Source organism: Xenorhabdus griffiniae (genome assembly GCF_001028135.1).
GTDB lineage: Bacteria > Pseudomonadota > Gammaproteobacteria > Enterobacterales > Enterobacteriaceae > Xenorhabdus > Xenorhabdus bakwenae.
In genome coordinates, this window is record NZ_LDNM01000017.1 from 60,305 (window position 1) to 85,424 (window position 25,120).

A 25,120-nucleotide genomic window follows, 5' to 3' on the forward strand; every position below is an offset into this window, starting at 1 on the left:
GTTGTAGTTTTATTAACTCAATTTACTCCGGGATATATAGTTCGTTATATTCCGGAGAGTTGTTCCCTTGTCATCATACTTCTATGGTTTATAAGATGACAGCAATTATCTTATTATCAAATACGTCGATATACTTTTAACGTAAAATCGGCTTCACAATTAAGCTGTTCTCTCGCTATTAAATCCCTTTTAACTTCGTCTGATGCCCGCCAGGCAAAAGGCGTCATCTGCAATAAATTATGCGCTTGTTCACCATTTAATGACATTGTATAGGCCAGTGTTTCAGTTGAAATTAATTCAAATTCTTCCCATTGTTCCTGATTTTCAGGATGTAAATGCACTTCCTGATAAATAAGCGCTTTCAATTGATACAAGTGACGAGGCCCTGGCGTTACCGTCAGAACAATACCACCCGTTTTCACCACTCGAGCCAATTCTGTTGCCTTGCAAGGGGCGTAGATCCGCAAAATACCATCCAATGAATGGTTCGCAAATGGCAGTCGATGGCTAGATGCTACGCAGAAATGAACATCAGGGTAACGCCTGGCACCATAACGAACGGCGATTTTCGCCACATCTAATCCATACACCGCCAGTTTCCGGTGTGGATTCAACTGTTCCTGAACTGCGGCGGTGTAATAACCTTCGCCGCAACCAATATCCAGCAAAGTTTCAGCACTTTCTGGTAAATATTCCCCAAGTAACTCCACCGTTTTTTGTTGCAGAGCCTGATAATGACCTGAATGCAAAAACGCCCTTCTCGCCTGCATCATCTCCACACTATCCCCAGGTTCTTTTGAGCGTTTATGCTGAACGGGCAGTAAATTGACGTACCCTTCTTTTGCACAATCAAACTGGTGATTGTTTTCACAACGCCATTGGTGGTTTGCAAACAATAAGGATGAGTGACATAAAGGACATTGATAAGACATAACATTTCAACGAATAGGAAAAATCAGGGGCATACTATACTCGATAAACTTCAAGTTGCAATCCGCAAGACGACGCGAGGCCTTATATTTCCCCGCTGCGCGGGGGAAAGTAGAAGAAAAAGAGTATGTTTCAGGAAAATATGACTGCGAATTCCGGGATATTTTTCATTAAATTAACTTAACCATCAATCCTGCATCCTCTGGCTAGAAAACTGGGCTTGCAGGAATGGCAATAATAACAAACCTATCATTACTGCACAGACAGAAATGGTAATAAATAACCCGGTCCAATGGTAATACTTCAAAATAATCGCAGAAGGGTAACCGGCAAGTGCAGCGCCCGTATAAGCAAAGAGTCCAACAAACCCCGTTGCCGCCCCCGCAGAATCTTTATGAGAACATTCCGCAGCCGCCATACCAATTAATAATTGTGGACCAAAAACGAAAAAACCAATCGTGAAAAAGCCAATTGACTGAAAAATCAAATCAGTCACCGGCATCAACCATAAAGCCGCTACCGATAAGAAAATACCCATCGCAAATAGCAAGTTCATCGGCCCACGATTACCGCCAAACACTTTATCTGATCCCCAGCCCGCCACCAGTGAGCCTGTAAATCCCCCCACTTCAAACAGTGACAATACCGCATTTGCACTCACTAAATCATAATGATGATATTCTGTCAGATAGAGGTTTCCCCAATCGTTAATCACCGTACGGACGAGATAGACCAACACGTAACTCAGTGAAAGCAACCAAATATATTTATTGCAAAAAACATAGGTTTTCAGTATTTCTTTGGGGGTTAGCTCTTGTCCTTGATTTTCCTGTATCTTTTCTAAATGATCATTACGAAATTGACCAACGGTTGGTAATCCCATTGTTGCAGGCTTATCACGTAGCCGCCAACATAAAAATATCCCAGCCAAAATACCTAAACAGCCCGGCACAATAAATCCTTCTCGCCAGCTAAAATGTAATGTTAAGAAACTGACAAACAACGCAACCAAAGCACTCCCTATATGGTGTGATGTATTCCATATAGACCACCAAAAACCACGCTCTGAGCGAGAATACCAACTGGTGAGCAGTTTGGCACAGGGCGGCGAACCCCAACCCTGAAACCACGCATTTAATATCCACAAAAAGGTAAACATCACAATCGAGCTGGACAGACCAAAAAAGATATTGATGATCCCGGTGGCAATTAACCCGCCCCCCATGAAATAACGCGGATTGGAGCGATCAGAGATAATACCGGAAAGAAATTTGGAACAACCATAAGTGATATAAAACAACGTGCCAATAAGACCGATTTCCCCCTTATCAAGGCCGAGATCGGTTATCATGGCAGGCATCGCATAATTGAAACTTTTACGGGTAAAGTAGAATAGCGCATAGCCCACATAAAGACTCAGCATGATATGCAACCGCCAGTAGCGATACTGTTGCCGGATTTCTTCATCAGATAACTGTTTGTCATGTACCGACTTGGATTGAGAAGAAGCTGTCATGACCGTATCTTAAAGTTTAGGCAGGATGATAGACAAATCCGTCCCCGAAGGAGTCGAATCACCTTGTCGTTTTCCACTGTGAATTGAGAACGTCCCACCCAGCGCCTGCACACGCTCCCGCATACCACGCAAGCCAAACCCTTTCATATGATCTTCAAATTTACAGCCAATACCATTATCCCTGATCAATAAGTGGATCATTCCGCTGATGGAAAAATGTAATTCAATACAATCCGCTTGAGCATATTTCACGGCATTATTCAGTGCTTCCTGACAAAGGCGATATAACGTAATTTGGGTGGTGTCACTGAGTTGCGCAATGGTCATAGCTGAATCCGTTTCCCAATAAACTGCTACCAATATGCCATGGGACTCAAATTCCATATCCCGCAATAATTGCTCAACCGCCTCTTTCAAACCGAGGTCATCAAGAATTTTAGGCCGTAGCCGGCTAAGTAACCCTTTAGTTGTATCATAAACATTGAGGGATAACGATTCGATAGTTTTCGCACAATTAGCACTAATCGGTGCGACTTCTACCCGCTGAATAATATTGGCCTGCGTACGAATAGCCGTAATATTCTGACCAATTTCATCATGCAGTTCACGTGCAATTTCCCGCCTTACCGACTCTTCTGCTTTCACCAATTGGCGGGACAAACTGTGATTACAATGAAGTTGACGCTTTAGCTGTGCATTAAGGTCACGCTGACGCTGCACCGCCATTCCCAGCATGATCCCCGTTAACGTTTGAGCCAACAGTGATAACAAGAGATCCGTGATCTCGATATGCGAAACACCATTATTCGAAACACCATTACGCGCGGCAATCAAAGCAATGCTGTTTAGCAAAGTACCGATCACTGCGCCTTGCCAGCCGTAGCGAAAAGCCAGCAAGATAATAGGGATCGCCAGGCAAAACGGGGCAAAATAACGCAACTCATTCGGAAGACCAACTTGAAGAAAAATATTTATTATAAACAATGAACTATAAAGAATAATCTGTTTCAGATGAAACTGAATACGATGTGATACAAGATTAGCAGTCAGGGGAAGCCAAATATTTTGGAACAGGTAATGCCATACTAAGTAACACAAAGGGACTAACATGACACCCCCGGTTAAACTCACCAAAAATGCAATACTTAAAGCAGAATTATGATTACTGATCGCCGCGACATTAATCATGGAAGTTGCCAGAATAATACCAGCCATAACAGCAAATCGCTGCCATTGACTGCCACAATAATAGCGACTGACAAACCAAACAAGAGGAAAACTGGCCATGCTGGCAGTTAATACCGTCAGCCATTGTAGCTGCCCCATGAGGAGCGTCAAACAGATGGTAAGCCCCCATTCTGCGCCGTAAATAGTCGCCCAATAACGCTTGGGGGTATGGAGAGTAATGCCGAGACGCAAAGCAAAAGGAAAAAACAGGATAGCCAGTTCAGAGTCATTGACAAAATAGTAAGCGATGACCCATAAGCAGAACCACCAACAAGAAAACAGTAACCAGCCGCAAAATGAATTAATCAGATATTGACGCATTTAAAGATCATTAGTGGCAAAATAATTCGCCAAACCCACGTTATTCGTTACCCCTAATTTACTCATCGCATTGGCTCGATGAACATGTACGGTTTTATGGCTTAATCCTAATTCAGCCGCGACGGCTTTAACATCCATACCACTCGCCAACATTTCGCCAACTTGCCGTTCCCGTTTAGTCAGGTATTCCAATGAAGACGGATTGCCTTTTGATGACGTTAAATTAAGGACAATATCCGGTGTCAGATAACAACCATTATTGGCGGTAGTCCGCACCGCTTGAATCAGTTCATCCGGGCTGCAACGTTTACTGAGATAACCACGCGCACCCGCTTTCAAGGCCTTCTCTACCATTGTGGCAGAATCATGCACACTCAGCATAATACAGGTAATGCCTGAGGGAAGATCTTTCAGTAGTGAAAGTCCACTTTCATCTTTCATTGAAATATCAAGAATACAAACTGTTGCACCCGATCCCGGTAATCCTTGCCTGGCTTCAGCACATGAACTGAATTCCCCCACGATTTCAATATCAGGCTCTAAATTCAACAATTGAGCAAATCCTGAACGAACAACAACATGATCATCTACTAATGCGACTTTAATCATCATTATTTATTATCGAGTTAAGCATCGGATTAAACTACTCTTATTGATATCGCTTCGCAACAGTACGTCATCGATAGAAAATAGGGGATATTAGGGCAAAAAGTGATGAAAAGATGCTACTGCGGTTATACAGCAGCATCAGTAAGTTTTTAATACAGCTTAATGTGCTTTCTTCGCTTTTCGAATCTTTTTCTCTTCCGCAATAGCCACGAAAGCAAGCAAGGTAAGGCATGCGAAGGCTGAGGTATCCAGAGCAACAAATGTCCCTTTCCAACCCGTTAAACCAAAGACAGGTACACCATCAGCAATCATTCCCAAACCGAGCTTGGCAAAACTGTCACCGATTAAATAAGCAAACGTTCCTTTAACACCATCAGCCACACTGATCGCCTTTTTCGGTACAAACCCTACAGCAGCCACACCAATCAACAACTGTGGGCCAAATACCAGAAAACCAAGCACAAACAGAGAACTCAAATACATGTATTCACTGGTTGCATGTTGATAGAATTCAAGGCAGACAATAATCAACCCTAACGAGACACAGGCAACCAGGGCACGACGGCCATTCGCCAAATCTGACAAATACCCCCACATTAAGGTACCTACCAGCGCCCCTATTTCGAACATGGTAAAACCCGTGATGGCCGTTTCTTTTGATTGCCCCAATTCCTGATAGGCATACACGGTTGACCATTGGTCAATACCAATACGTACGATGTAAAGGAAGATATTGGCAAAACAGAGTAGCCAAATGACTTTATTTTTTAAGACATATTCAACAAAGATCTCACGTTTGGTCATTTGGTTTTTTTCTGCCGCGATATCTTCTTCGCTGACAGATTCATCAAATAACTCTTCTACCTTACCCAAACCATAACTTTCTGGAGAATCGCTACCATAACGCAATCCAATGAAACCAATGATCAGGGCGATAATAGAAGGGAAAATAAACATCCCTATTACATGACCATCAAAGAAATAATTGGCACCAAAGAGGGCAACCCCAGCCGCCGCGGCGCCACCGACATTATGTGACATATTCCACAAACCCAGATAGGTTCCACGCTTGTTACGGGGAGTCCATTTCGTAATAGTGGAATAGCTGGCAGGCCCTCCTATGCTTTGGAAAAAGCCACTCAACGCATAAAATGCCATCATCAGGAAAATGCTGATGCCGGAATTTCCCATACTCATGCTAAACCCTAACATGGCAATGCCAGATAGGATCAACATAAATGGCAGGAATTGTTTGGTATTTTTACCATCGGCATAATAAGCAACAACGGTTTTACCAATCCCATAAGTAATAGAAAAACCTAACCCTATCAACCCAAGCTGTGTCATCGACAGACCATAAGTCGAGATCATATCGTTTTGGGCTATGTTAAAGTTTTTACGTACCAAATACATAGCCATATAGCCAATAAAAACCACCAAATACGACTGCATAAAGGGTTTGAACCACATTTTGCGGCGTACTTCCACTGGCAGATCCAGTGTTGGTTTACGAATTTGTTCTAAAATTTTAAGCATTTGAAATCCTTAAATAACCACGAGAAAAAGCGCCTTTTGAAGCAGGTGAAAATAAAAAAGGCAAATTGCAAGAAAGCAAAAGTTTTCGTAGTTATAGTTTTCGTAAATATAGTTTCGCAGATATAGTTATTATCCGGTCAGTTTAGAAAACTAAAGGCAGGTTGGCTTGAGCTATGGTCTTAGTTTAACTAAGAATATTTCCTATTTTTGCCTTATTCGAGCATAAAGCGTGAAAGAAATCACACTCTTTGCTCAGTACAGGGAGAAATAAGGGCTATTTTTTGGTGTTTGATGTCCAACAATATTTAGGCCAGTAAAAACTGAACAAGATCATCAACATTGTTAACGGCCAGCCACGAGTAAAAAAGCCCTGAAATCAGGGCGTTAATTAGAAAATCATGATGATTTGGTAAGTCTTGGGGAAGCTTTAAATCATTCCCACTCAATTGTTGCGGGGGGCTTACCGCTGATGTCATAGACTACCCGCGAAATACCACCTACTTCATTAATAATTCTGTTCGAGACACGACCCAAGAAGTCATAGGGCAGATGCGCCCAGTGCGCGGTCATAAAGTCAATGGTTTCTACCGCACGCAGGGACACAACCCAGTCGTATTTACGACCGTCACCCATAACACCAACAGAACGAACCGGCAGGAACACGGTAAATGCCTGGCTGACTTTATTGTATAAATCCGCTTTATGCAGTTCTTCAATAAAGATCGCATCCGCGCGACGCAGCAAGTCACAATATTCTTTCTTCACTTCGCCCAATACGCGAACACCAAGGCCCGGTCCCGGGAATGGATGACGATACAACATGTCGTATGGCAGGCCTAATTCCAGACCGATACGGCGCACTTCGTCTTTGAACAACTCTTTCAGCGGTTCAACCAGACCCAGTTTCATATCTTCTGGCAAACCACCGACATTGTGGTGAGATTTGATCACATGGGCGTTGCCAGTTGCAGATGCGGCTGATTCGATAACATCCGGATAAATCGTGCCCTGGGCCAGCCACTTAACCTGAGTTTGTTTCGATGCTTCTTCATCGAACACATCAATAAATACGTGACCAATGGTTTTGCGTTTAGCTTCTGGTTCATCAATGCCTGCCAGTGCAGATAAGAAGCGGTCTTCCGCTTTAACATGCACGATGTTCAGGTCAAATTTACCGGCAAACATCGCCATCACCTGATCCGCTTCGTTCAAACGCAGCAAGCCATTATCGACGAAAACGCAAGTCAAACGCTTACCAATCGCACGGTTTAACAACAGTGCAGTCACCGAAGAATCCACACCGCCAGACAGTGCCAGGATAACATGGTCATCCCCAATCTGCGCACGCAGACGTTCTACGATATCGTCGATGATAGAGGCAGGCGTCCATAGCGCTTCACATTGACAAATATCCTGCACGAAGCGTTTCAGGATATTCAAACCCTGGTGAGTATGAGTCACTTCTGGGTGGAACTGTACGCCGTAAAAACGTTTCGCTTCGTTGGCCATGATGGCAAACGGGCAAGTATCCGTACTGGCAATGGTTGTGAAATCAGCCGGGATCGCTGTCACTTTATCACCATGACTCATCCATACATCCAGCAGCGGTTTGCCTGTTTCGCTTAGGGCATCTTGAATATCGCGGAATAGTTCACAATCATTCTTGATTTCAACCTGCGCATAACCAAATTCACGTTCATCAGAGTTGGAAACCTGACCACCCAATTGTGTGGACATGGTTTGCATACCATAACAGATACCCAGCACAGGTATACCTGCATTGAAAACATACTCCGGCGCACGTGGGCTATTGTGCTCAGTCGTACTTTCTGGTCCACCAGAAAGGATAATACCATTCGGATTAAATTCACGGATTTGTTCTTCAGTGACATTCCATGTCCAAAGTTCACAATAAACACCAAGTTCACGAATGCGGCGGGCAATAAGCTGGGTATATTGCGAACCAAAATCAAGGATCAGAATGCGATGCTGATGGATATTAGTCGTCATTTGAGGTGAATTCCCAAAACAAGTGGCAATTAAAAAATAAAAAAGTCAGTGACCCAATGGTGGGCCACTCTCAATAAATTACAGACCTGAACGATAGTTTGGTGATTCTTTGGTGATCGTCACATCATGAACGTGGCTTTCCTGAATACCTGCACCACTGATACGAACGAATTCGGCTTTAGTTCTCAGTTCATCAATCGTGGCACAACCCGTCAGCCCCATACAAGAACGCAAACCGCCCATTTGCTGGTGAACGATGGTTTTCAGCAGGCCCTTGTAAGCCACACGACCTTCAATACCTTCAGGAACCAGTTTGTCGGCTGCGTTATCAGTCTGAAAATAACGATCAGAAGAACCCCTGGACATCGCGCCCAAAGAACCCATGCCGCGGTAAGATTTGAATGAACGGCCCTGGTAAAGTTCGATTTCACCCGGAGATTCTTCAGTTCCTGCCAGCATAGAACCAACCATGACACAGGATGCACCCGCCGCAATCGCCTTGGCAATATCACCAGAGAAACGGATACCACCGTCGGCAATAACAGGAATGCCCGTATCTTCCAGTGCTTCAACCGCATCTGCAATAGCCGTGATTTGAGGAACACCCACACCGGTTACGATACGGGTTGTACAAATAGAACCCGGACCAATACCCACTTTAACCGCGTTTACACCCGCTTCTACCAGAGCCTTGGCACCTTCACCCGTCGCTACGTTACCCCCAATGATTTGCAAATCAGGATACTTAGCGCGAGTTTCACGAATACGCTGCAACACACCTTCCGAATGGCCATGAGAGGAGTCAATAAGCAGGACATCGACCCCCGCAGCAACTAATGCATCAACCCGTTCTTCGTTGCCAGAACCTGCACCCACGGCAGCGCCAACACGCAGACGACCTTGTTCATCTTTACATGCGTTTGGCTTACGTTCTGCTTTCTGGAAATCTTTCACCGTAATCAAGCCAAGCAGGTGGAAGCTATCATCAACAACCAGTGCTTTTTCCACGCGTTTTTCGTGCATTTTCTGCAAAACAACTTCGCGGGCTTCGCCTTCTTTTACCGTCACCAAACGTTCTTTAGGCGTCATCACCGCAGTCACAGGCTGATCCAAATCAGTCACAAAGCGCACATCACGACCAGTAATGATACCCACCAGTTCGTTTTGTTCTGTTACCACCGGGTAACCCGCAAAACCATTACGTTTAGCCAGTTCATGGACTCCGCGCAGGGTCGTTTGTGGCGTGACCGTGACAGGATCAGTGACTACGCCGCTTTCATGTTTCTTCACGCGGCTGACTTCTTCAGCCTGGCGTTCGATTGACATATTTTTATGAATGAAGCCGATGCCCCCTTCCTGTGCCAGTGCGATTGCCAGTGAAGATTCCGTCACAGTATCCATAGCGGCAGAAAGCATAGGGATGTTCAGGCGAATAGTGGAAGTTAATTGAGTGGACAAATCTGCTGTGTTAGGCAAGACTGTTGAGTGGGCAGGAACCAACAATACATCGTCAAAAGTTAATGCTTCTTTTTTAATTCGTAACATGGGCAATATCTCACCAGGCTATGGAGCAATAAGAGGGATAAAATATTGCCGCGGCATTATACAGGCCGAAACCGGTTGCCTCCAGCATTTTTTGAAAAAAATTCTTGATTCGTAATCTGATGGGATTAATATCAGCCAATTAAGTCATTGTTTTAAAATTTGATCTAGCTCACATGTCACTACCAATCAATACCGGAATTTTTTCCGTCAGCCGTTTAAACCAAACTGTTCGTCAGTTACTTGAGCTGGAAATGGGCAGAATTTGGCTATCCGCCGAAATATCCAATTTTTCTCAGCCATCGTCAGGGCATTGGTACTTCACGTTAAAAGATGAACGGGCACAAGTTCGTGCTGCCATGTTTCGCAGTCACAATTTGAGGGCAACGTTTCGTCCACAAAATGGTCAGCAAGTATTGGTTCGGGCACAAATCACCTTGTATGAGCCTAGGGGTGACTATCAGCTGATTGTAGAAAGTATCCAGCCTGCCGGAGAGGGTTTGCTTCAACAACAGTTTGAAATGTTAAAACAAAAGCTTTCCACCGAAGGCTTGTTTGATCAAATTCATAAAAAATTACTCCCCTCTCCTGCCAAACGACTCGGTGTCATCACTTCCACCAGTGGCGCAGCACTGCATGATATTCTGCATATCCTGAAACGCCGTGATCCTGTCTTGCCAATTGTCATTTATCCCACGGCCGTTCAGGGAGCCGAAGCGCCATTACAGATTATTCGGGCAATCGAACTGGCAAATGTGCGACACGAGTGTGATGTTTTGATTGTCGGTCGTGGCGGAGGGTCACTGGAAGATTTATGGTGCTTCAATGATGAACACGTGGCACGGGCAATATTCCAAAGCCGTATTCCCATTGTCAGCGCAGTCGGCCATGAAACCGATGTCACCATTGCGGATTTTGTCGCTGACTTACGGGCACCAACGCCCTCTGCGGCAGCAGAATTGGTCAGCCGCAATCAGACAGAGTTATTACGACAAATACAATCCCTGCAACAACGTCTGGAAATGGCAATGGATTATTTCTTTGCCCAAAAACAACAGAGAGTGAATGTATTGCAGCACCGCCTCCAGCAGCAACGCCCTGATTTGCAATTGGCGCGCCAGCAGAATCATTTAGCTGAGTTACGGCAAAAACTGACCGATAGTGTCTTACGTTGTCTAAAACAGAACTCAATTTCATATGAGAAGTTGAACCAGCGATTGTTGCAACGCCATCCTGAGCGGGAAATTCAGCGTTATAACTCATTTATCCAGCAACTTGACTTTCGTTTGAGACAGTCCATTGAACGGCAATTAGGGCGTTATCGGGAAAAATTTGCCGTTTCTTGTTCACGTATGGAAGCAGTCAGTCCACTGGCAACATTGAGTCGCGGTTACAGTATCAGCGAAGTATCTGATGGAAAATTATTAAAGCAAGTCAAACAAGTAAAAGCAGGCGATATGCTGAAAACGCGGTTGCAGGATGGCTGGGTTGAGAGCCAGATAACGCAGGTTACAAAAGTCAATAACAGAAAGAAATTAAAATAGATTTCTGAGATAGCGGTGAATTTTCACCGCTATCGTTATATGCCTATTTAAATGTTATTTTCCATTAGAGAAATTAGAGAAATTAGAGAAATTAGAGAAATTAGAAGCGAATTTCTGCGCCCATGACGTAGGTTCGGCCACGGGCAGTTTGGGTTTTAGCATCTTGCTCCCCCATCATCGGTGATGAGTTCATACGGTTCAATGCATCAGAATAATTTCGATTTGTCAGATTCTGCACAGAGAATTTAATCAATAAATTTTTGTTAATCTGATAATCACTATACAGATCAATAATTGTTGGAATTTTATCCGATTCTTCCATTACAATTTTATTATTATCATCCCGCTCATCTTCAGGACTCTGATGATAAGATTGCCCTGTATATTTTATAATAGTTCCTACCCGAAATTTTTCATCCAAGAAACGAACACCGGTATCTAATGTCAAATAACGTTCTGGTAATTGTGATTCCGGGCTTGCGCCCATATAATGTGTCGCTAATGATGTCGGTTGCTGTGTTTTCTGTTGGCTATATGCCAATAAACTATAGAACATACCCGCATCATAATTAGCGGAAATCTCATAACCTTTCATAGTTACTGGTTTCACGCTATTGGTATAGATATAAGCACTAACATTCGGGTTAAGTGAACCCTCTTCTTCGGCTGTCAATTTTCCATCAAGTTTACACAGTTTCTTTTCAGTACAAAGCATATACTGATCACTACTGATATAATGTTTAATTTTGGTATGGAAGTACGTTGCTTTTAAACGGAAAGTATCTCCATCTACAATTAAATTCGGGTGGTAGCTATTAAATCCGATTTGATAGGTATCCATCAGCAATCAAGGTTTTGGTCGCATCAGTAAAATCGTGGAAACTGTTTATCTTATTTTTGAGTTTCCCCTGCAAGTACCAGTTTTTGCCTAAATTACCACCACCACGGACATGCACCAAGGCATAGACAAAGCCACGATCCAACAAACTCAGCAAGGCAGAACTAAAATAAGGGTCCATGCTGATACCGTAAGAACCATACCCATAAATCAGGATCGGGTTCTCGCCTTTTTTGAACAAAGATTTGCGGTATACCAGAGAAACAGGGACGTCCACGCCATCACGGGCTTTTACCCAGATGCGCTGGCTTTCATAGTTTTCTTTGTTGAATCCTTTTACTGCCTGTTGTTTCAACAATTCACGCTCACCTGTTTGCATATTCCACTGGAATACTGAACTTGGTGTGGTCATTGATGAATAGCTATAGCGCAAGAAATGGGTATCGGGTTCTGGGTTAAAACCCAATGATGCCATATAGGCCGGATCATCGAATTGAACCCGTTTTTCCTGCCGGGTTTTCCAATCAATCTGGCGGATCGACGGCAATCCTTTAGCCCGTTCCTGTACAACCAACCCCTCGTTGAACAGGGCAAAATTTTCCAGATCGGTATTTTCCTGTGGGGCAATCACGGTTTCCCAGGGATTATTAATGGCATCTGTCCGATACAGGCCAAACAATAGATGTTCACGATTAGAGCGGATATAGAATTGCCCACGGAAATGGTCTAGATCATATTCATGCCCAACTTGCCGAGCAGAAAAAACCTGCGGCTCTGATTGTGGGTGGTTAGCCTCAATGAGTCGATATTCTGAACTCGTGTAACTGGTACTCGAAATCAAAATATAATCAAGTGACGTACTCTCCGATATCGACAGATAGAAACGTTCATCTTCCTCTTGATAGATTTTTTTATCTTGTTGGCTATCAGTGCCATATTGGTGGCGGAATAACTGATAAGGCAGCAACGTTTGTGGATCTCTGCGCACATAAAACAGCGTCACGCCATCATTTGCCCACACAATGTTGCCGGAAGTATTCTCTATGACATTATTCTGCCAATCGGTATTACTGAAATTTTTAAATGAGATCTTGTAGTTACGGCGCCCTTGGGTATCCTCTGCCACTGCGATGCGCTCGTTATCCAATGAAACCGCAAAGCCACCCAGTTGATAGAACTTATGGCCTTTTGCCCGCTCATTGCCGTCAACCATGACCTGCCAATCCGTTGAATTATCGACTGGTTTGCGCTGATAGATCGGGAAATCTTTTCCTGCCTCGTAAACAGTACGATAAATATACCCATTATAGGTATAAGGAACGGACTGATCGTCTTTGCTCATTCTATCAGCCATTTCTTTATAGAGAGTTTCGCGCAATTCCTGACCTGATTTCAGCATCTGCTCGGCGTATTGATTCTCAGCCTTTAAGTAATCAATGACGTTTTTATCCTGATGGCTGTCATCGCGCAGCCAATAATAGTTATCAACCCGCACATCCCCGTGGAGTTCCATTTTATGCGGCTGTTTTGCGGCCATCGGTAGCACCCTGTTTTCCTCCATTGCAGTAGCAACAAAACTGTGGTTCCATAAACTACCACTGAGTAACAAGCTAAGCATTACTCTTTTACCACGCACTGCCTTACTGCAAGCTTTCTTTTCTTTATTCGACCTTTTCATATCTGATGAAAACGCCGCCTTATGCTGTGACATGCCATCAATCCTGTATTTTTATTGAGATAAATAAAAATCTATCGGCAGTTCAACCGTAACACTACCATTAGTTAAAATAACTTCAGGTGGCTTAGGCAAAGGCTGTGCCCTTTCCAACACCATCCTTGCTTCCCTGTCCAGTGAGTTAGTCCCTGAACGTCGAGTGAGTTCGCTGTTCATTACGACACCCAATGGGTTAACCATAAATTTCACCATCGGACGCCCTGTTCGTCTTCTTCTCTGGGCATCTTCTGGGTATTTTTTATAGCGGTTTAAGTGCCCGGCTACCTCTGCCTGCCAAACAGCTTTGGCATCAGCAATGGCATCAGAATTGCTTTCGTAGGATGCCGCGGTACGAGCGGTCACATTATCGGCCGTCGTATTGCTGGTTGCTGGCGCGGCACTACTGTGGGATTTTTCGCTTTCCTGCTCTTTTGCTTTCACGCGCTTAACAGGCTGAGTTTTCTTCGGTGCATCTTGTTTTTTCTTTTTTTTCTTCTGCTTATCCACCAAAAGCAGGGCGTTTTCATTTACATCCAATTTGGGCATGTTTATTTCGTCAATTTTGCTCTCCTGCTGCTTACTGGCAACGGATAGCTGCTGTTCAATGCCAATCGGCTGTTTTTGTATTTTTTGTAGCGCTTCTGTCTGCGTTGACAATTCCACCATCACCGCCGGCGGAGGAAGAAGCTCCTCAAGATCCACATCCTTTGGTTTGTAAACCAGCCATCCTACGAACAAGGCATGAAGTGTGATCGCAGCGAGGAAGGATTTTGTCACATGACCCGTGTGAGCATTTTGATACGTGATGTACGTCAACATCTCTTATAGCACATTATGTCAATGATAAATGGAGATGAATGATAATCAATTCAATATATAAATGAAAACTATTTTTATTTGTTAATTAGTCACTTCCTTGTGATACTTACTCTTATTGGGTTATATTTTCGCTTACTTTAGGTGTAAACCAGACAAAATCAGCATATTCGTTATCTAACGAAACGCCCTCTTCCGCGATGACAAAGACAGCTATTTTTTCATTTGGCGCTATTTTTTTGACGTGCTGAGGAACCCCCATAGTTTTTACCGCGTGGTATCCTCCGGCAAACAGTAAGGCAGGTGATGGAGCCTTCATTAGCTGCTCTGCCATCCGTTGATCCCGCATTTGCTGGATCTTAGTCATGCCAGAAAGCAGTTGTGGCTCTATCTTTCCGCCATGGGAATGGCTAATCGTGGCTTCAATCAGCTTTTTGACCTCATCAGAAACCAAGGAATTTTTATCTTCTACATCATGATTTCTATACGCTTGTTCAACTTCACTGCGATCCAAATTTGCTGCCAGCAGAGGATAAGGCGCCCTCATCAGTTCCATAACCAAATCACCATACCATTTCCACGGCCAGCCCTGTTGCCATGCCAATAAATTCTGGATCCGCTCTTCCCTGACGATCGGATTACTCTGCAACCAACTTTTCACTTTATTCACTTTTTCTTGCTGGTTTGGATTAATCATTTCCAGTAATACGGAACCCTGGGGACGCTTTTTCCCAAGTTGTTGCACTAACCATAACTCGATTTGGTGATGGTAAGGATTGTCATGTTTTTCACCAACAATGACACGAGGATAATTTGCCAATTGCTCCCGCAGTTGATCTGGCGTGATCGCTTTGCCTGTTTTCATATCAAGCACCACACCCGATCGCATCAACTCGCCGGGGAGAGTTTGCAGCGCTGCCTGAGCGCTATTTTGAGCGTTGTTTAGAACTGCGGTACAACCTGCGAGAAAACAACCACCAAGCAGGAGAGAACCGGTTAAAAAAGTCGATTTTATACGGGTAGATGTTTGCATAACTGTAAGTCATTAAAAAAATTAATCATCAAAAAATTGCCCGCATATTATAGATAATGAGAATTATTTACAAATTAAAAAACCCTGTCAGGCATAAACCTAACAGGGTAATTCACCGATTTATTCCAAACCACGGTTAGAATGGCGAGTTATTTTTATAGTGGATCTGTTTGTGCTTCAACCGCCGCCAACGCCACCATATTCACGATACGACGTACAGAAGCAATCGGTGTCAGGATATGAACCGGCTTCGCAACCCCCATCAAAACCGGGCCAACAGTTACCCCCTCTGAACTGGTCACACGCAGCAAGTTATAGCTGATACGAGCCGCTTCCATATTCGGCATAATTAACAGATTTGCTGAACCCTTGAGCGGGCTGTCCGGCATAATATCGCGGCGGATACTTTCCACCAGCGCAGCATCACCGTGCATTTCACCATCAATTTCAAGTGTTGGTGCCATTTGCTGAACCAATGCCAATGTCTTACGCATTTTTTGCGCAGAATCACATTCAGAAGCACCAAAACTTGAGCGTGATAGCAAGGCCACTTTAGGTTCAATACCAAAACGGCGAACCGTTTCAGCCGCCATCAGCGTGATTTCTGCCAACTCTTCTGGGCTTGGATCTTCATTAACATAAGTATCGGCAATAAACGTATTTCCCATCGGTAACATTAAGGCGTTCATGGCACCTGCGGTATGCACTCCCTGGCGAAAACCAAAGACATCTTTTACGACCTGATAATGTTCGCTGTAGCTGCCAACAGTACCACAAATCAGGCCATCTGCTTCACCACGGTGCACCATAATTGTACCTATCAGCGTTGGGTTACCAATCACTGCACGACGTGCTTGCTCTTGCGAAACACCACGGCGTTTCATCATTTGATAATATTCCTGCCAATACTCTTTGAAACGTGGATCATTTTCATTGTTCACCACTTCAAAATCTTTACCCGCTTCAATATGCAGCCCTTGCTTTTTAATCCGCATTTCAATGACGCCAGGGCGGCCAATCAGGACAGGAAATGCCAGCCCAAGGGAGACAAGTTCTTGGGTCGCATGTAGTACCCGAACATCTTCCCCTTCAGCCAATACAATCCGTTTCTTCTCTTTTTTGGCTTGGGAAAAGATGGGTTTCATAAATAAGTTGGTCTTATAGACAAACTCATTGAGTTTCTCAATATACGCCCCGAAATCGGTAATAGGTCGGGTTGCCACACCGGAGTCCATCGCCGCTTTCGCTACAGCCGGTGCAATTTTTACAATCAAGCGAGGATCAAACGGTTTCGGAATGATGTAATCGGGACCAAAGAACAGGTCTTGATCGCCATAAGCAGAAGCCACTTCCTGACTTTGTTCAGCCAGTGCAAGATCAGCAATGGCATGCACACAGGCAAGTTTCATCTCTTCATTGATGGTTGTGGCCCCCACATCCAATGCGCCACGGAAAATAAACGGGAAGCAAAGAACGTTATTCACCTGATTAGGAAAATCAGAACGGCCAGTACAAATAATGGCATCGGGACGTACTGCTTTTGCCAATGGTGGCAAAATTTCTGGCTCTGGATTGGCTAATGCCATAATGAGCGGATTTTTTGCCATGGTTTTCACCATGTCTTGGGTCAATACGCCCGGCCCGGAACAGCCGAGGAAAATATCAGCATCAGGGATCACATCTGCCAATGTACGGCTGCCATGATCCTCAATGGCATAATCCGCCTTGGTCTTTTCCATGTTCTCTTCGCGGCCACGATAAATAACCCCTTTTGAGTCACAGACGACAATATTTTCACGTTTCAAACCCAATGCTACCAGCAGGTTCATACAGGCAATTGAGGCAGCACCCGCCCCCGATACCACCATGCGCACCTTGCCAATGTCTTTATTAACGACCCGCAATCCATTCAGCACGGCTGCGGTACAGATAATGGCTGTGCCATGTTGATCATCGTGGAATACAGGAATTTTCATGCGCTCACGGAGTTTCTGCTCAATGTAGAAACACTCCGGTGCTTTAATATCTTCCAGGTTGATACCACCAAAAGTGGGTTCCAGCGCGGCGATGATATCAATCAATTTATCAGGATTGGATTCATCCACTTCGATGTCAAAAACATCAATACCAGAGAATTTCTTAAATAAAACGCCCTTCCCTTCCATAACAGGTTTACCGGCTAATGCACCGATATTACCCAGCCCTAAGACAGCGCTGCCGTTAGAAATAACCGCAACAAGATTGCCACGTGCAGTATATTTATAAGCCGCCAAAGGATCTTCTGCTATTTCAAGACACGGTGCAGCAACCCCCGGTGAGTATGCCAACGCCAAATCACGTTGCGTTGCCAATGGCTTGGTTGGTGTAACCGTAATTTTTCCAGGTTGTGGGAACTCATGAAAATCAAGAGCACTTTGTTTTAATTTTTCATCCATCATCAGATCCTTTACGCGTCATGTCTTAGTGAAAACCGTTTCAGTATAATAGTTACAGAAGGTTAAATCATGATATCAGTAGCATTTTGTTCATAATCTTTAAAATCAAGGTGCAAAAACAAACAAATGATGACGTTACGTTAATCAATATTATATAGATACTCTCTTAATGATACCTATATAGGGGTATTTTATCTTCAATTAATAACCTGATAAATTAATTAAAGATGAATTTTAAAATTAACATTTAAAATAAGTTTACAAAAACAAAAATTAATCTATAAAATATTCATCCAAATTTATTTGGAAAATTATTAGCAATTAAGGAAACACATTTTCTTATGAAAGTGAATTTCATCTGAGTGGTTAAACCTGTTTGCGCCATTTCTATTTTTATATCAGGATATATTTTCAGAATCTCATTAATGATGATTCAATATACTCCATAAAAATCACACAGCGATTTAACATAAAGCAGAAACCTGTCTTTTATGTTTTATTAAACATAAATCTGCATTTCTATATGGGAGAAAGAATATGCATAATCATTCAGTCATGATAGTGGATGATCATCCTATCATTCGTCACGGCTTAAAAGGGTTGATTGAATTAGAACGAGAACTCATTGTGACAGCCGAAACTGGCAATGGCGAAGACGCAATTAATATCGCTTGCCAAATAAAGCCTGACATTATTCTGATAGATTTGAAAATCAATGGTCTTTCAGGAATTGATACGATTAAATCTCTCCGCCGCAAAGGGCTTGATTCCTATATCCTGGTACTTTCTGATTCAGATCACAGAAGTGATATTTACGATGCAGTTGATGCCGGTGCGAATGGTTATTTATTAAAAGATATCGAGCTGACCTCTCTATTGAACAACATAAAAAAAGCCATAGATGGTCATGCGGTGTTCAGTGAAAACGTCCATCAATATTTATCCACTCGCCATCTTTATGTTGATCCGTTATCAAAATTAACCAAACGTGAATTAGATGTTTTAAAAGAAATTGCAGAAGGAATGACAAATAAAGAAATTGCTGATTTTCTTTTTATTTCAGAAGAAACGGTGAAAGTTCACACCCGTAACTTATTGAAAAAACTTAAATCACGTTCTCGTCTCGAAGCCACTATCATCTATCTGAAACACAGAAAAACAGAGTTCATTTAAACATTGGCTTGTTGCTTAACGCCCCAATACAAAACACAATTTCCCTCATTTTTACCGATGGGGAAATTGTGAGTTATCAAGAATTATAAATTAATTAGGAACAAATTAATTTTGCATATAATAATCAAGGATATTATCTATAAATTTATTACTTGAAATGCAGGCAATCTATTTTTGTCGATAATTTGAACACCCGTAACGTCAATGCCAGGAAAAAGCAGACAGAAAGTCTGCGCAAAAACGCGTTATCTGGATAAAATAGCCAATTTCCCGCATTATGTCGGATATGTTGAACAAGACAAAACTAAGGCTCTCATCATGTCAAATACCTCTTTGTATCCGGATACCCTTTCTCACAAAATAGCCATTCTCTACGGCATCAAAAACTGCGATACCATAAAAAAAGCACGTCGTTGGTTAGAAGATCAAAAAATACCTTATCAATTCCATGACTATCGGGTTGATGGTCTATCCCCTGAGCTACTTCAAGCATTTATTGAGCAAGTTGGCTGGGGATCTCTCCTGAATACCCGCGGTACAACGTGGCGCAAATTGCCCGACGAGCAAAAAGCAGCTATTAACAATGCAGAAGCGGCTAAGGCACTCATGCTGGAATACCCTTCAATCATAAAACGCCCTCTCTTGGTTTCAGGCTCAGAAAGTTCAAAAAGCGAAGGAACAGAAAAGTATTTACTCGGTTTCAAGGCAGAGCAGTATCAACAATTTTTCTCGCATGACTAGATAAGGAGAGCACCATGATCTGTCCGGTAATTGAACTTGCTCAACAGTTAATCAAACGTCCTTCTGTCAGTCCAGATGATCAAGGTTGTCAGGAACTGCTTATCCAGCGCCTGCAAGACATTGGTTTTACAATCGAACCAATGCCTTTTGGCGATACCCTGAATTTTTGGGCTTATCGCGGAAGCGGAGTCACTTTAGCCCTTGCCGGGCACACCGATGTTGTTCCTGCCGGCGATATCTCACAATGGCAAACGCCGCCCTTCGAACCTTCTATCCGTGATGGAATGCTGTATGGCCGTGGTGCCGCAGATATGAAAAGCTCTCTGGCTGCAATGGTTGTTGCTGCTGAACGTTTTGTCGCAGAAAATCCTGCGCATAAAGGCCGTCTGGCTTTTCTGATCACCTCCGACGAAGAGGCCAAAGCCACCAATGGTACCGTCAAGGTCGTTGAAACGTTAATCTCTCGCCACGAACGTCTGGATTATTGCCTGGTCGGAGAGCCATCCAGCCAGAACTGCCTTGGGGATATGATCAAAAACGGACGACGGGGGTCACTAACCGCCAGCTTAACTCTCTTTGGCACCCAAGGACATGTTGCCTATCCACAGTTGGCAGATAACCCGATCCATCGTTCAATACCTTTCCTGCAAGAACTCGTCAATACTCAGTGGGATAACGGTAATGAATTTTTCCCGTCCACAAGTATGCAAATCGCCAATATTCAGGCGGGAACCGGCAGTAATAACATTATTCCTGGTAAATTGTGGGTGCAATTTAATTTCCGTTTCAGCACTGAACTGACAGACAGCGAGATCCGCCAACAGGTTGAAGATATGCTGAAAAAGCATCATCTAAAATATGAGATTGACTGGTGGTTATCAGGTCAGCCTTTTCTGACGTGCAAGGGGGTTCTTGTTGACACTGTAGTTGAATCCATTGAGCACTATTGTGGATATAAACCAGAGCTATCAACCAGTGGCGGTACATCAGATGGACGTTTTATCGCTAAGATGGGGACTCAGGTCGTGGAGTTGGGACCAATTAATGCCACCATCCATAAAACCAATGAATGTGTCAAAGTGACTGATTTACAAAAATTGAGCCTGATTTATCAACGTATCATGGAGCAATTAATCAAATGATGACACCTGAAGCTTTGACCGGCCTGTCCACTGATCACCTGATCACTCTTACAGGCAATCACCGTTTGCAGTTTAATGCCACCAAAGCGTTTCTTGCCATGCAGAAAGAAGCGGCCAAAGCAGGTTTTAAGCTACAACCTGCCAGTTCGTTCCGTGATTTCACTCGCCAGCAAACTATCTGGAGTGAAAAATTCTGTGGTCAGCGTCCAGTATTAGATGAAAATAGCCAGCCTCTTGATATCTCGAAAATGGATGAAGGAGAACGCTGTAAAGCCATTCTTCGCTGGTCAGCTTTGCCAGGAGCAAGCCGCCATCATTGGGGGACAGAGCTGGATATTTATGATCCCTTTCTGCTACCAGAAGGTAAAAAATTGCAGCTAGAACCGTGGGAGTATGAAAACGGCGGATACTTTGAGCCATTAACCCATTGGTTGACAGAAAACATGTCTCAGTATGATTTCTACCGTCCCTTTACGCGCCACGATGCAGGTGTCGCTTATGAACCGTGGCATATCAGCTACTGGCCATTATCCCATGAAGCCGAAAATTTATTCGATGAACACGTTCTATTAAATGCCTGGGAAGATCGTGATATTGCCGGCATAAACTGGTTAAAAACCAATCTATCCTATATATTTGAAAAATACATCAGGATAATAGATTAAAAAAACGATACTCGATAAACTTCACGTTGCAATCCGCAAGACGACGCGAGACCTTATATTTCCCCGTGGCGCGGGGAAATATAACACGCATCCTGACGTTGGATGGGTATATAAATCAGGAAAATAACAGATCAGCAAAATAGCTGCTTCACACATTAGGCTCCTGAGCCTCACGGAAGAGGCTCTAAACATTCTGAGGAAAATACCATGCATTGGTTGATAGATTATTGGTGGATTGTTCTGTTAGTGCTCGTCGGCATTATTGTTAACGCAGTAAAAGCACTGAGTCGCGTCGATAAGAAATCTTTCTTAGATAACAAACCCGAATTGCCCCCGCACCGGGATCTTAATGATCAATGGGATGATGAGGATGATTGGCCACAGCGGGATCGCAAGAAATAACCCAATCTCTCCAGTGGCTGGCAAGTATTTTGTCGATGCTTGCCAATGCCTCAGCCGCCTCTTCACGCCACTGTTTTAACAGGGCCTTACGGCCATTCAGCGATAATTCACTGACACATTGTTCGATACTTAGCCGCTGTTGAAGATGCTTTCTCAACGCAGGCAAGGCCAAATTGCTCTTCAACAGTATTCTCTGTAATGCAAAATAAGAGGCTGACAGAGGACGATGAGCAAAGGCAAACCCAGCCAATTCCTGCCAGTCACTGTCATTGATCTGTTCGTCACCATCATGCTCAACTGGTAAGGTAAAGCCAAGTAACGATCCTAATCCTTTGGCATCTCTGGATAATCGCTGTTGTGCGGATTGAGCAAATCGCTCTCCCTGCTCACTCAAAGGCAAAACAGCCATCGCGGTATAACAACCACTACTCGCTTCCCGGTGAGTGCCCATTCTTATCAGGCGAAAACCACATTTTTGCCAAAGACCCCATAAATTAGTGGTATAACCAAAACTAACAGAGAGGAAATCCAGCTTTTGTTGACTGGCTGCCTGACATTGTTGAATGATCAAATGTCGTGCGACACCACGACGGCGATATTGAGCTTGTACAGCAATACGGCTGATCCGCTGTGATCGTAAAGTTGCAGCCTGCGGAAAACCGCTATGTGCCGCCAGGGATTGGGCCACCAAATTGCCTCTTGGCCGCCGACGTCCTGCCCAGATCTCATGTGCTAATGTCTGTGACAAACCACCTTCGTTCACCATCCACAAAGCGCCAACCAATGATTGATGATGTTCTGGAGAACCCGAAAGGGCAGCCAAAAATGTCATTCCGTTACCATCCATTAATCGCCGCAGATCAAGGGGAGATGTCCGGTAATGTGCACTGGTTAATAAGCCATAAAATTGGCGCAATAATAAGGTCGGGTGTTGTAACCATTCAGGCTGACATATCAGGTGAAAATGCAATTCTTCTGCGTCTAATCGTGTGTCATACACGAGCGATTTATCATCGAATAACAGAGCACTATCCAGCCACGCTTCCAATGGATCATTTTCAGCCCAGCGCATAGGCGTTTTCAATTCACGAATATGGCAGTCAGGCAATTCGGCACACAATTTCAACAAAAAACCGCGTCCTGTTCCCTCATAACCCTGGACTGTTGAAGTCAACAATACTCGTGGAAAATGGCGGATTAATTCTGCTAATTGTGGCGTTGGGATCGCTGCGGCTTCGTCAATCAATAACCAATCAGCATCGCTTTTATTTTTTTGTCGACCTTTTTTCGTCCGGCAATATTTCAACAAATTGTCTACTGACCAAAACGGCGTTTCTTGCTCCAAAAATTTCTGTTCAGCCGAACCTGAGATAGCGGAATAACGTCGAATAACGTCTGTGGTTATTTTGGCAGGAGCACATAACCAGCATTTTCCTTGCCAATATCGCACTAACATTCCTGCCAGCGCCGACTTTCCCCGCCCCCGAGATGCGGTGATCACCCAAACGCCTCGTGTGGCCTGTAACAGTTCGTCAAGAAGAGATTGCTGACTTACCGTTGGGTTGCCATCAGGCATCTGCCAGACTCCGGTTGCAGGCAATGGTGGTATCTGAGATATCTGAAAAGGTATTTCCTGACGCCATAATAATACTTCAGGAAAGGCGCGGATTTGCTGCTGAATATGGCGAATAAAATGAGGCGTCGAAATGACGCCTGACGATTCATTCCAGCGCAAACTATCTTCATCAGGCTGTTCGGGCCATTGTGACCAGGCGGGTACGCGCATCACCAACCAACTTCCCGCTTTTAATGTGCCAGCCAGTATCGCTAATGCCTCAGCATTAAGCCCTTGAGTCGCATCAAAAACACCATGTAAGAATTCACGGCCAAGCAAGCTGACGGCTTTTGTGGGATCTATGGCCCCCGCTACATGCGCTGAAACCGTTAACCAGTCCCCTTGAAACTGTTCTGTTAGCTGATTGACAATCAATTCACTCCATTGCGGATCACCACTCAAAACAACTAAACGGCGCTTGCCCTGTTGTTGCATTTGTGCCTGCAACATTGCCCATACGCTATACATAGTGCGAACTATCCATAAAATGAACTGCATAACATGTGAAATATCTGATGGCTAAAATGGCTTCCGGCATGGTCACGATTTACCAATCATCAGTGATAAAATGCCAGCGGCAATCAGAGGGCCTACCGGAACCCCCTTAAATAGAGCCACGCCCAATACAGTGCCGACCAATAATCCAGCCACGGTAGAAGGCTGGCCAGACATTAAAGTCACGCCACGGCTTCCCAACCATGACACAAGGACACCAACAGCAATAGCCAGCAGGGACTTCCAATTTAAGAACGAGCTAAAAATTTCCTGAGCGGAGATTTTCCCACTTGCGATAGGTGCCATGACGCCGACAGTCAGAATCAGGATACCTATCGCCAAGCCGTACTTTTCCACCCAAGGGAAAAACTGATCCAAAGGCGTGATACGCACTACCAGTAGAAATAACATGGCAAGTGTCACTGTCATGTTATGGCTGATGATGCCCAGCCCCGCAAGCACGAGTAAAATAAGTAGAGTAGGATCGATATGACTCATGAGTTTTTATTTCCTGTAAACTCCGATAGAACAATGTTTGACTATTTTTAAATCAGGCAACATAAATTCTGGCATGGAAAAGAGGATAACTTAAAATTTTTGCACTTAATCAAAAATATTCATCAAGTACCATCCCAAATTTGGGTAATAGCGCAACAATGGGTAGTTTGTTAACATCTTTGCCTTAAACAATCACATTGATAAATAATTAGCCATATAGATCAAGATACAACCCCTGTTTCTTGATAATTAGCCTTTTAAACACCAACGCCTTTTTACTAAGGTAAAGCAGAAAGGTTGTAAGAAGTGCCTTGCAAC

Annotated in this window: 19 protein-coding genes and 1 pseudogene; 6 read left to right on the plus strand and 14 right to left on the minus strand. The window is 43.8% G+C overall.

Translation table 11 applies throughout. From position 1 onward, the window contains the following. Nucleotides 1-116: 116 nt before the first annotated feature. The 7 genes from rlmA to guaB all read right to left on the minus strand — a co-directional run bounded on the left by rlmA (nt 117) and on the right by guaB (nt 9,694). Nucleotides 117-932, minus strand: coding sequence for a 23S rRNA (guanine(745)-N(1))-methyltransferase (rlmA, locus tag AAY47_RS06230; protein WP_047767952.1), 816 nt, complete (start codon nt 930-932; stop codon nt 117-119). A 185-nt stretch (nt 933-1,117) separates the two neighbouring features. Continuing rightward, nucleotides 1,118-2,446, minus strand: a complete 1,329-nt coding sequence (locus AAY47_RS06235) for an MFS transporter (protein WP_047767954.1) — start codon at nt 2,444-2,446, stop codon at nt 1,118-1,120. Nucleotides 2,447-2,455: 9 nt separating this feature from the next. Further along, the gene (gene uhpB, locus AAY47_RS06240) at nt 2,456-3,994 is read right to left on the minus strand and encodes a signal transduction histidine-protein kinase/phosphatase UhpB (protein WP_047767956.1); all 1,539 of its coding nucleotides are present in this window, start codon (nt 3,992-3,994) and stop codon (nt 2,456-2,458) included. Then, nucleotides 3,995-4,603 carry a transcriptional regulator UhpA gene (uhpA, locus tag AAY47_RS06245; protein ID WP_047768018.1) on the minus strand — a complete coding sequence of 203 codons (609 nt, stop codon included), beginning with the start codon at nt 4,601-4,603 and terminating at the stop codon, nt 3,995-3,997. It abuts the gene before it with no gap. 159 nt (nt 4,604-4,762) lie between these two features. Continuing rightward, entirely contained in the window at nt 4,763-6,139 is a 1,377-nt protein-coding gene (gene uhpT / locus AAY47_RS06250) for a hexose-6-phosphate:phosphate antiporter (protein WP_047767958.1), read from the minus strand. Between the two features lie 432 nt (nt 6,140-6,571). Next, a complete protein-coding gene (gene guaA / locus AAY47_RS06255; protein WP_047767960.1) occupies nt 6,572-8,149 on the minus strand; it encodes a glutamine-hydrolyzing GMP synthase in 1,578 nt (525 codons plus the stop codon). 78 nt (nt 8,150-8,227) lie between these two features. Next, nucleotides 8,228-9,694, minus strand: coding sequence for an IMP dehydrogenase (guaB, locus tag AAY47_RS06260; protein ID WP_047767962.1), 1,467 nt, complete (start codon nt 9,692-9,694; stop codon nt 8,228-8,230). Between the two features lie 173 nt (nt 9,695-9,867). On the opposite strand from guaB, the gene xseA reads away from it, so the two are divergent. After that, a complete protein-coding gene (gene xseA, locus AAY47_RS06265; protein WP_047767964.1) occupies nt 9,868-11,235 on the plus strand; it encodes an exodeoxyribonuclease VII large subunit in 1,368 nt (455 codons plus the stop codon). Nucleotides 11,236-11,335: 100 nt separating this feature from the next. On the opposite strand, the gene AAY47_RS06270 is transcribed toward xseA, so the two are convergent. The 5 genes and pseudogenes from AAY47_RS06270 to maeB all read right to left on the minus strand — a co-directional run bounded on the left by AAY47_RS06270 (nt 11,336) and on the right by maeB (nt 18,071). Next, nucleotides 11,336-12,076, minus strand: a complete 741-nt coding sequence (locus AAY47_RS06270; protein ID WP_083446782.1) for a TonB-dependent receptor domain-containing protein — start codon at nt 12,074-12,076, stop codon at nt 11,336-11,338. Beyond that, nucleotides 12,069-13,634 (minus strand): annotated as a pseudogene (locus tag AAY47_RS06275) (S9 family peptidase); the annotation flags it as partial. The gene AAY47_RS06270 and the pseudogene AAY47_RS06275, both read right to left, overlap by 8 nt. 168 nt (nt 13,635-13,802) lie before the next feature. Next, nucleotides 13,803-14,606 (minus strand): energy transducer TonB family protein, encoded by an 804-nt coding sequence (locus AAY47_RS06280; RefSeq protein WP_047767966.1) that lies wholly within the window; start codon nt 14,604-14,606, stop codon nt 13,803-13,805. A 112-nt stretch (nt 14,607-14,718) separates the two neighbouring features. After that, nucleotides 14,719-15,636 carry a ChaN family lipoprotein gene (locus tag AAY47_RS06285; RefSeq protein WP_047767968.1) on the minus strand — a complete coding sequence of 306 codons (918 nt, stop codon included), beginning with the start codon at nt 15,634-15,636 and terminating at the stop codon, nt 14,719-14,721. A gap of 155 nt (nt 15,637-15,791) precedes the next feature. Beyond that, on the minus strand, nt 15,792-18,071 hold the full coding sequence (gene maeB, locus AAY47_RS06290) for an NADP-dependent oxaloacetate-decarboxylating malate dehydrogenase (protein WP_047767969.1): 2,280 nt from the start codon (nt 18,069-18,071) through the stop codon (nt 15,792-15,794). 537 nt (nt 18,072-18,608) lie between these two features. Here maeB and AAY47_RS06295 point away from each other — a divergent pair. From AAY47_RS06295 to AAY47_RS20480, 5 genes are all read left to right on the plus strand, one after another. Further along, complete coding sequence (locus AAY47_RS06295) at nt 18,609-19,244, plus strand: response regulator (RefSeq protein ID WP_047767971.1); 636 nt, start codon at nt 18,609-18,611, stop codon at nt 19,242-19,244. Nucleotides 19,245-19,562: 318 nt separating this feature from the next. Continuing rightward, nucleotides 19,563-19,985 carry an ArsC family reductase gene (locus AAY47_RS06300; protein ID WP_047768024.1) on the plus strand — a complete coding sequence of 141 codons (423 nt, stop codon included), beginning with the start codon at nt 19,563-19,565 and terminating at the stop codon, nt 19,983-19,985. A 14-nt stretch (nt 19,986-19,999) separates the two neighbouring features. After that, the gene (gene dapE, locus AAY47_RS06305) at nt 20,000-21,127 is read left to right on the plus strand and encodes a succinyl-diaminopimelate desuccinylase (protein WP_047767973.1); all 1,128 of its coding nucleotides are present in this window, start codon (nt 20,000-20,002) and stop codon (nt 21,125-21,127) included. Then, nucleotides 21,124-21,792 (plus strand): M15 family metallopeptidase, encoded by a 669-nt coding sequence (locus tag AAY47_RS06310; RefSeq protein WP_047767975.1) that lies wholly within the window; start codon nt 21,124-21,126, stop codon nt 21,790-21,792. The genes dapE and AAY47_RS06310 overlap by 4 nt, the downstream gene beginning before the upstream one ends. A gap of 207 nt (nt 21,793-21,999) precedes the next feature. Next, nucleotides 22,000-22,194 carry a YpfN family protein gene (locus AAY47_RS20480; RefSeq protein ID WP_072059750.1) on the plus strand — a complete coding sequence of 65 codons (195 nt, stop codon included), beginning with the start codon at nt 22,000-22,002 and terminating at the stop codon, nt 22,192-22,194. Here AAY47_RS20480 and AAY47_RS06315 read toward each other — a convergent pair. Further along, complete coding sequence (locus AAY47_RS06315; protein ID WP_047767977.1) at nt 22,139-24,277, minus strand: tRNA(Met) cytidine acetyltransferase TmcA; 2,139 nt, start codon at nt 24,275-24,277, stop codon at nt 22,139-22,141. The genes AAY47_RS20480 and AAY47_RS06315 overlap by 56 nt on opposite strands. Before the next feature lie 72 nt (nt 24,278-24,349). Then, a complete protein-coding gene (locus tag AAY47_RS06320; protein ID WP_047767979.1) occupies nt 24,350-24,802 on the minus strand; it encodes a DUF441 domain-containing protein in 453 nt (150 codons plus the stop codon). Nucleotides 24,803-25,120: the final 318 nt, after the last annotated feature.

Excerpts from the sequence above, each read along its gene's own strand:
- rlmA (WP_047767952.1), bottom strand. The coding sequence starts at position 932 with ATGTCTTATCAATGTCCTTTATGTCACTCATCCTTATTGTTTGCAAAC.
- AAY47_RS06235 (WP_047767954.1), bottom strand. The coding sequence starts at position 2,446 with ATGACAGCTTCTTCTCAATCCAAGTCGGTACATGACAAACAGTTATCT.
- uhpB (WP_047767956.1), bottom strand. The coding sequence starts at position 3,994 with ATGCGTCAATATCTGATTAATTCATTTTGCGGCTGGTTACTGTTTTCT.
- uhpA (WP_047768018.1), bottom strand. The coding sequence starts at position 4,603 with ATGATTAAAGTCGCATTAGTAGATGATCATGTTGTTGTTCGTTCAGGA.
- uhpT (WP_047767958.1), bottom strand. The coding sequence starts at position 6,139 with ATGCTTAAAATTTTAGAACAAATTCGTAAACCAACACTGGATCTGCCA.
- guaA (WP_047767960.1), bottom strand. The coding sequence starts at position 8,149 with ATGACGACTAATATCCATCAGCATCGCATTCTGATCCTTGATTTTGGT.
- guaB (WP_047767962.1), bottom strand. The coding sequence starts at position 9,694 with ATGTTACGAATTAAAAAAGAAGCATTAACTTTTGACGATGTATTGTTG.
- xseA (WP_047767964.1), top strand. The coding sequence starts at position 9,868 with ATGTCACTACCAATCAATACCGGAATTTTTTCCGTCAGCCGTTTAAAC.
- AAY47_RS06270 (WP_083446782.1), bottom strand. The coding sequence starts at position 12,076 with ATGGATACCTATCAAATCGGATTTAATAGCTACCACCCGAATTTAATT.
- AAY47_RS06280 (WP_047767966.1), bottom strand. The coding sequence starts at position 14,606 with ATGTTGACGTACATCACGTATCAAAATGCTCACACGGGTCATGTGACA.
- AAY47_RS06285 (WP_047767968.1), bottom strand. The coding sequence starts at position 15,636 with ATGCAAACATCTACCCGTATAAAATCGACTTTTTTAACCGGTTCTCTC.
- maeB (WP_047767969.1), bottom strand. The coding sequence starts at position 18,071 with ATGGATGAAAAATTAAAACAAAGTGCTCTTGATTTTCATGAGTTCCCA.
- AAY47_RS06295 (WP_047767971.1), top strand. The coding sequence starts at position 18,609 with ATGCATAATCATTCAGTCATGATAGTGGATGATCATCCTATCATTCGT.
- AAY47_RS06300 (WP_047768024.1), top strand. The coding sequence starts at position 19,563 with ATGTCAAATACCTCTTTGTATCCGGATACCCTTTCTCACAAAATAGCC.
- dapE (WP_047767973.1), top strand. The coding sequence starts at position 20,000 with ATGATCTGTCCGGTAATTGAACTTGCTCAACAGTTAATCAAACGTCCT.
- AAY47_RS06310 (WP_047767975.1), top strand. The coding sequence starts at position 21,124 with ATGATGACACCTGAAGCTTTGACCGGCCTGTCCACTGATCACCTGATC.
- AAY47_RS20480 (WP_072059750.1), top strand. The coding sequence starts at position 22,000 with ATGCATTGGTTGATAGATTATTGGTGGATTGTTCTGTTAGTGCTCGTC.
- AAY47_RS06315 (WP_047767977.1), bottom strand. The coding sequence starts at position 24,277 with ATGTATAGCGTATGGGCAATGTTGCAGGCACAAATGCAACAACAGGGC.
- AAY47_RS06320 (WP_047767979.1), bottom strand. The coding sequence starts at position 24,802 with ATGAGTCATATCGATCCTACTCTACTTATTTTACTCGTGCTTGCGGGG.